Below are 7,284 nucleotides of genomic sequence, written 5' to 3' on the forward strand. Positions count from 1 at the left end.
GTGACCCGACCCGCCAGGTCATACGTCAACGACCGCGCCGCGCCGGTGGCACCGCCCCCGGAACCGGTCTCCACCGTGAGCCGGCCCAGCTCGTCGAACGTGCGGGACCGGACCACCCCACCCGGCGCCGTCTCCGACACCGGCAGACCACCCGCGTCGTAGCTGGTCTTCCACTCACGGTCCGCGGCGGCCGGATGCGCCGTGGTCGGGGCCTCCACCACCGACTCCCGCAGCAGCAGCGGGTTGTANGTGTAGATGACCCGGTTCCCNCGGCCGTCGGTCCGNCGGGTGAGCTTGCCACCCTTGGCGTAACCGAACGTCGTCGTGATCGACGTCGAGGCGTCCACCGGCTCGGTGACGGTCCGCAGCTGACTGAGAGCGTCGAACGTCGACGTCGTCGTCCACCCGTTCGCATCCGTCTCCGACACCGGATTCCCCGCGGCGTCATAGCCGGTGGACGCGGATCGAAGTTCGACGTGGGTCGGCGAGTACTCCGCTGTTCTGACAGGCCGTCCAGCACGGTCATAGGTAACGGACGTGGATCGGCCGAGGGGGTCAGCGGTGGAGACGGGACGTCCTAGCAGATCATAACTGTGGGTGGTCAGGTTGTTGCCTTCGTCGCGCTCTTCGACGAGTTCTCCGGCGGCGTTGTAGACACCGGTCCAGGAGAGGCCGCTTGTGGCATTCGCCGGCGTGAGAACGCGGGTGACGTCGCCCGCATCGTTGTGGACGGTGTAGGTGCTGAACGTCGCTGCCGGAGTCCGCTCGGTTTCCGTGGTCGCCCAGACCCGGTCCAGGTCGTCGTAGGCGAAGAACGTCCAGGCGCCCAGTTGGTCGACGGTGGACACGACGTTGCCGACGTCGTCGTAGAGGATGCGGCTGACACCGGCGGTCGCCGAACCAACCTGCGGGTCCGTGATCGCGACTGGGCGGTCCAGCTTGTCGTAGACCGCCGTGGTTGTTTCTCCGCGCGGGTCGGTGTGCGTCAGGGTGTTGCCGTTGTCGTCGTACGTCCACGACTCGGTCGGGGTGATCGCCGAGCCGCCGGGCGGGGTGTACGGCTGCCCGGAGACCTGGCTTGCCTGGCCGAGGACGTTGTAGACCGTGGTGGTCACGTTCCCGCGCGTGTCACGGCTGTGGGTGACTTCACCGAAGGTGTTGTAGCCGTCGTCCGCTGTATGTTGCTGGTCGGTCGGTCCGGCTCCCCACTCCTCGACGGGGACCGGCGGGGATTTCACCTGCGTGGCCTGGCCGGCGGGGTCGACTTTCAGAGTCGTTGTGAACGCCGGGTTCGGCGAGCCACCCGCGACGTAGCCGCGCGGATCGGTGACCGCCGTCGCGAAACCCCGCTGGTCGTTCTGATAGGTAGTTACAAATGCATCTGTCCCGTCACCGAAGACTGTCTCCGAGGTCAGTCGGGACGCGTTGTCGTAAGTAGCGTCAATCCGTTCACTGGCCGATGTCCCGGCGGCACCGAAAACGGTTGAGATGACGTTGTTGGTGGCGTCGTAGGTGTAGGTGACTTTTCGGGCGAGGCCGTCCGGATCCAGCGTCGACGAGATGAGCCGGTCGGCTGGATCGTATTCCTGTTCGATGGTGGTAAGGCCGCCGTCGGAGGTCGTGGAGATCTGGTTTCCGGCACCGTCGTAGGTGAGATCGAGCAGCACGACGTCGCGCGCACCGGCCGTGGATAGCACCTTGTTCACCAGATCTGGCGGCCGGAATCCCTTTGCGATTTCCTGCCGGGGAAGATCGTCCAGCCAGTAGGTGTACTCCGTGGTCCGGCCCTCGGCGTCGGTGATCGAGGCGAGTCGTCCCGCCGGGTCGTAGGACCTGGACTCCGCGAGCAGATCCCGTGGGGTTGAGCCGGCGACCGGATCGTCGACGAAATCCTCGATCGTCGTCGTCGCAAGCAGGTTCTTCGCCGTATAGGTGTACGAGGTGACCGTGCCGTTTGCGTCGATGCTTGTTGCGATGTTGTTGTTGTCGTCATAGGTGACGGAGGTCGTCCGTGCGAGCGGGCTGCCGGCGCCCTCGGTCGTCGAGGTCTGCTGGTCCGCGTTGTCGTACGTGTAGGTGGTGGTGCGGGTCGCGTCGCCGCCGGTCGTATCGGAGACTGCGACCTGTGTGAGGTTCCCGTTCAGGTCGTAGGTGTTCACCGTCATTGCGGCGTGTGTAACCGAGGTGATCGGGTTGGTCACGCCGGGCTGGGTGATGCTGGCAACTCGGGAGAGCTTGTTATAGGAGTAGCTGGTGGCAAGACCGGCGGGGTAGGTGTCCGAGATCTCTCTCGAGGTAAGGCGCCGACCGATTTCGTCGTAGGTGTATTCGTGTACCAGTCCCGCGGGATCCTGGTCGCGCCGCAGATCACCTTTGCTGTCGTAGCCGTAGGTGGTGATCTTTCCTCTGGCATCCGTATAGGAAAGCGGGAGATCCCTCGGTACAGTTCCTCCGCCGATGGCGCTCTCGGCTCCCGCGGTGAACGCCCAGCTCTCGGTTCGCCCTGAGGGAAAGTCGGCGGTTGCCGCTGTCCGCTGGGTCACGAGGTCGCCGTAGGTGTTGTAGGTGTAGGTGGTCTTGAACTCGTTGTCGGTAGCCGACTCCGATCGCCCGTCACGGAAAGCCGTGACCAGATCGTTACGGGGGTCTCCTGGGGCGCCGAGGAAATAGTCGTAGTACTCCGTATATGTTGCCGGACTACCACCGACGACGGCTCGGGTGGTGGTGCGCGTCCGCACGTTTCCCCGACCGTCCGTATTCAGGACAACGATGTTGTCGTTTTCGTCCTGAATCTGGGTGACGAAGCCGCGGTCGTTGTAGGTGAACCGGCGTTCGTCGGCCCCGTCGCGATGCGAGATCAGCTGGCCGTTCTTGTACTCCCAGTCGGTCGCATGGCCCCGCGGATCGGTAATCCTTATCGTGGTCGTGGGGCTCGTCGAGAGCACGGCGAACGTGGTGCGCTTACCTCGTCCGTCCTCGCGCCAGGCCACGGTGCCGTCGGTGTTGTAGCCGACTTTCGTGTCGATGTTTCCGCGGGGAAGTGTGATCTGGTTCAGTCTGCCGTTCGAGGCGTAGGCATAGGTCGTCGGCGTCGAGGTGTGAGGCGCGGTGACCGAGGTGAGTCTTCCCGAGGCGTACCCGTAGGTCCACGCGAGAGGGCCTCCGTGCGCCGTTACCGCGGGGGTCGCGACCTGGGTGACACGGTCGCCGGTCCACGTCAGCGTAATCGCCCGTCCACTGGTCGGGTTCGTCACCGAGGTCAACCGGGCGTCGCTGTTGTAGGCGAACTGCAGCTGCCGGGCCGCCGCATCGGTGACCCGGGCCAGGCGACCGTCCGAGCGGAAGGCATGCGCTGTTCCGGCCTTGTCGGTAAGCACCGCAGCGGCGCTGAAGACCATGTCGTCGATCCGGCCAGCGCCGGTTGTCTCAGCGAACGGGCCGACGCGGCTACCGTAGAAGACTGCCGGGTCGTTCACCAGCATGATCTGCGTACCGTTGCGCAACACGCGGATCTGAGGGCCGTTGGTCTCGATGCGGAGCACGTCGCCCGCGGTGCAACAACCCGCGGCGGTGGCGACCGTGGTCTCCACACCGTCATCTCTCTTGACCAGCTGCCAGTTTCCGGAGCCTGGCTGTGCCACCAGCCGCCAGTAGTTGGCTACGTCGGCGTAGCGGAACGCCAGTCCCACACCACCCTGAGCCGCCGGCATCGTGAACGAGAAGGCGCCGTCGGAGGAACCGGACACAGTGGCCACGTTGCGGTTACCGGACGCTGTCACCAGGTAGGCACTGTTCCCGGAGACGCCCCAGACGGTGTTTGTCGACGGCAGCCACTTCTCGCCGTTGTCGGTGGAGCCCAGGCTGGTGGTGGAGTTCGCGCGGGTGACGCTGTCGCGGTGCTGGTCGTCGACCATGGCGATCGATCCGATGCGGCCCGCGCCGGCGCTGGCGACGTAGAGACCAGCACGGGTGACGGTGGAGAACTGGCTGTCACTCGCCGATCCGATGACTCGGTTGTTCCGCAGAATGGAGAACGTTCCGCCGGACATCGTCACCGCGTAGGTGTCGGTAGGAGCGCAGCAACCGTTAGCCACGGTCGCAACCTGCGTCTCCCAGCCGGCCACCCGTTTCGCGAGGACCAGGGAGTTGGTGGACGGCTGCAGGTAGAGCATCCACATGTTGTCGATGTCCTGAACCCGGAAGGCAACACCGATCCCGTCCTGGGCAACCGGAGCCGTGAACTTGATGGTGCCGTCCGCCGCGGCCGAGGTCACCGCCGCATTGCGCTGCCAGATCGAACCTGAGACAAGGTAGGCGTTGTTGGCGGAAATTCCCCAGGTCCCGTCCAGAATCTGCCAGTTCTCGCCGGTGTCGGTCGGACCCAGTGACATCGTCGAGTCGGGGGCGGTGAAGGACGCCACCTTGGGGGATGGCGCCTGGACCAGGGAGAAAAAGCCGTCCTGGGCCAGGTAGGTGCCGTCCCAGTTCCGACCGAAGCGCCCCTGTCGGCCATCGGGATAGGTGACGAGTAGGCCGCCCTCGCCGTCCAGATCCGGACTGGCATTCATATCCCACTCGGAGGTCCAGCCCGGCCCGAAGATTCCGACGTCGTCATTGCGGCTGTTGTAGGTCCTCGTCACCGACAGAGCGGGACCGGCTCCGGGGACCGTGGCGTCAGTCGTCGCGGTCGTGAAGTTTCCGATGACCGGCGTCACGCTGCTGACCGCGGGAGCATAAGGATTGTTCCCGAGATAGCCCGCTGTCGAAGGCGTCGGCGGCTGCGTGTACAGCCGGATGGGAGCTGTCCACAGACTCTCCGCGCCGGCTCCGTCCGTTACCTTCCCGACCCAGTAGTAACTCCGCCCCCACTGCAGTGCGCCGGCGGGCACACGCCAGCTCGTACCGGTCTGCGGCGCTCCGGAGTTCCAACATGCCCCGGAGTCCGCATCCGATCCCTCACAGATACGGAAGCTGTACCTGAGACCTCCTGCGGTGGCATCCGGATCCGACCCGGTCAACGCAAGCGTTGGGGTCAGCGAGTTCACGTTGGCGCCGTTACCTGGACTGGCGCCCGTGACAGCAGGCGGATAGTTGACCGCGGCAGAGACCGATATCGGGACCGTGAACGGCTGGAGCAGATGGTCAGAGAAGAAGGTCCCCCCGTCCTTCATGTCGAAGCGAACGATGTAGTTCCCTACCGGGAGCGGATTCATGGTCGTGAGAAGGTTTATGGTCTGGCCGCGGTTGACCGCGGACGGGAGAACCGTCTCGTAAGCCGTGTGGGGAAGCTGGAACAGGCCAGTCGAGTCATAAACTTTGTAGGACAGCTTGAAACTGCCGTTGGCCGGCCAGTTCGCCTGACCCTCGTTGCGAACATTGATGCGGATCTTTCCTTGCTGGGTGTCAGTGAGCCACTGTTCCCAGACCGCCGGATTCGTTGCCCAGGAGTACCGGGCGTCATACGGTGACCAAGTAACCGACATCCGCGGGCGCAGATCTGTCGCCGGATTCGCCGGATTACACGGCGATGCACATTCGTAGGATTCGAAGGCCTTGAAATACTGGGTGTTGGTGGTGGACGTCCGGATGGAGACGCCGGTGTTCTGCTTTACCCCATGGGTCCAGTCATCGACGAGCTGGGTCAGTCTCGGATCGGAAAACGTCACCCAGTTCCCACCCGGGGTGCAGGATGCCCCACCATAGGCGAACGAACTCTGTGCGACCTCGGCACCGATGGACGCACCCGGCCACGGCATTGTGTTCCCGTCCCAGCTCTGGGTGACCTCGTAGAGCGAGACAGGCAGGGGCGTACAGGAAGCGGAGACTTTGTTGAACAGCTGGACGGCAGCACCCAGCACGGTCGCGTTCGTCAGGAAACTGAACTGAGATCCACCGAACTGCGCATACGAATGGTGAACGTTGTCGATGTAGCGCCCGACCTTCAGAGCAGGATCTGACCCGTGGGGGCCCTGCTCATAGGAGGAGACGAAGGTGTCGTTCTGCCAGTCCGGCAGTACAGCGACCAGAGGCGGATCAACCATGACCGGAAAGACTCGCGCGGGATCGCGCAGCCAATCCTCATCGAGATCGACACGCAGCGCCTGCTGGCCACTGTCGAGAGTCACGAGGGTGTAGTCGACGCCGTAGGACTCGGCAGGGGTACCGGCGACACCAGTGGTGCCGGAGTCCTTCATCCATCCCACCGGCACCAGGCCGCGCAACTTGCCAGCACGGTCGGTCAGTTGCACCTGACCATCGACGATCTTCGCCGTCAACCCTTCCAGGGTGAGCGGGAACGTCCACGACGTCGGCGCCTCCCGCGATTTCAGGATGATGACGTCCTTCAGACCATTCGGCGTCGATCCCACCTGCAGGTCTGCGGCCTCCCGGACATCGGCATAGGTTGCGACGGAACCATCGACGGCCGCGTCCGCGGACGCGGCCTCGGCGATCCCGAAGGCTGCGGAGACGCCGTCCTCGATCTCGAGCCTGGCCAGACGGGGATCGCTCGCGGTCGTCGCGATATCTGTCGCAACATCCGTCGCCGCCACCCGCAGGCGACCGCGTTCCGCGGGAACCAATGTGGTATCGATCTTCTGCCAGGTCCCGGCAGTGTCGCGGAAGTTCACCGGCCCCTGCGAGATCTCCGATGTGAACGTGCCATCCGGATTCCGGAAGACGCTCGTCGTCTCCGTTCGCCGCTCGACCATCTCGGTCCGACCAGCCCGAGGGCTCGTTGCGGCAGCGTCTGCGGGCACCGGCGGGTCCTTGACCGCCTCGTCGATCCGACCGATCTTCGCCGTGACCGACGTCGGGGGCGCCCCGCCATCCCGCCTGGCGGACGGCTTCTCGAAGACGATCGGCTTGTCGACCGTCGTCGGCACAGTCCCCGGAACATCGGGGACGGCTCTGTCAACCGCCGCCGGGTCGGGTGCGGCTACGGACTGGGTCGCCTCGGTGGGCACCTCGTGCCCGCGGCCGTCAGCTGAGCCCGAGCTGCTTTCCGGGAGGTTCATGTCCCGGAACGGGTTCTCCTGGGAGATGGGTCGGCGTCCGCTGCCGTCGCGGGTGCGTTCGACGACGACCATCGCGACGATCATGATCACCGGGATCAGCAGGAGCGCCACCGCCTGGAGCCGGCCGGGGCGGGCGCGGCGGCGTCGGTGGCGGCGTCCGCTGGGGTGCGGGTCCGGTCGGGAGGCGGGGTCGGGGGCGGGGGCGGGCAGGTGCCGGCCGGGCATGGGGGCTCCGAGATCCGTATGGATGTCCGTGGGCGGAGACATC

Annotated in this window: 1 protein-coding gene; it reads right to left on the reverse strand. The window is 65.3% G+C overall.

Translation table 11 applies throughout. The annotated features are described in order from the left end of the window. Positions 1–7,241 (reverse strand): DNRLRE domain-containing protein (locus B207_RS0131685; RefSeq protein WP_018640715.1); only part of this gene is annotated, 7,241 nt, incomplete at its 3' end. Between the last annotated feature and the right edge of the window lie 43 nt (positions 7,242–7,284).

The sequence above is a fragment of the Parafrankia elaeagni genome, assembly GCF_000374165.1.
In the GTDB taxonomy this organism is placed as follows: Bacteria; Actinomycetota; Actinomycetes; order Frankiales; family Frankiaceae; genus Parafrankia; species Parafrankia elaeagni.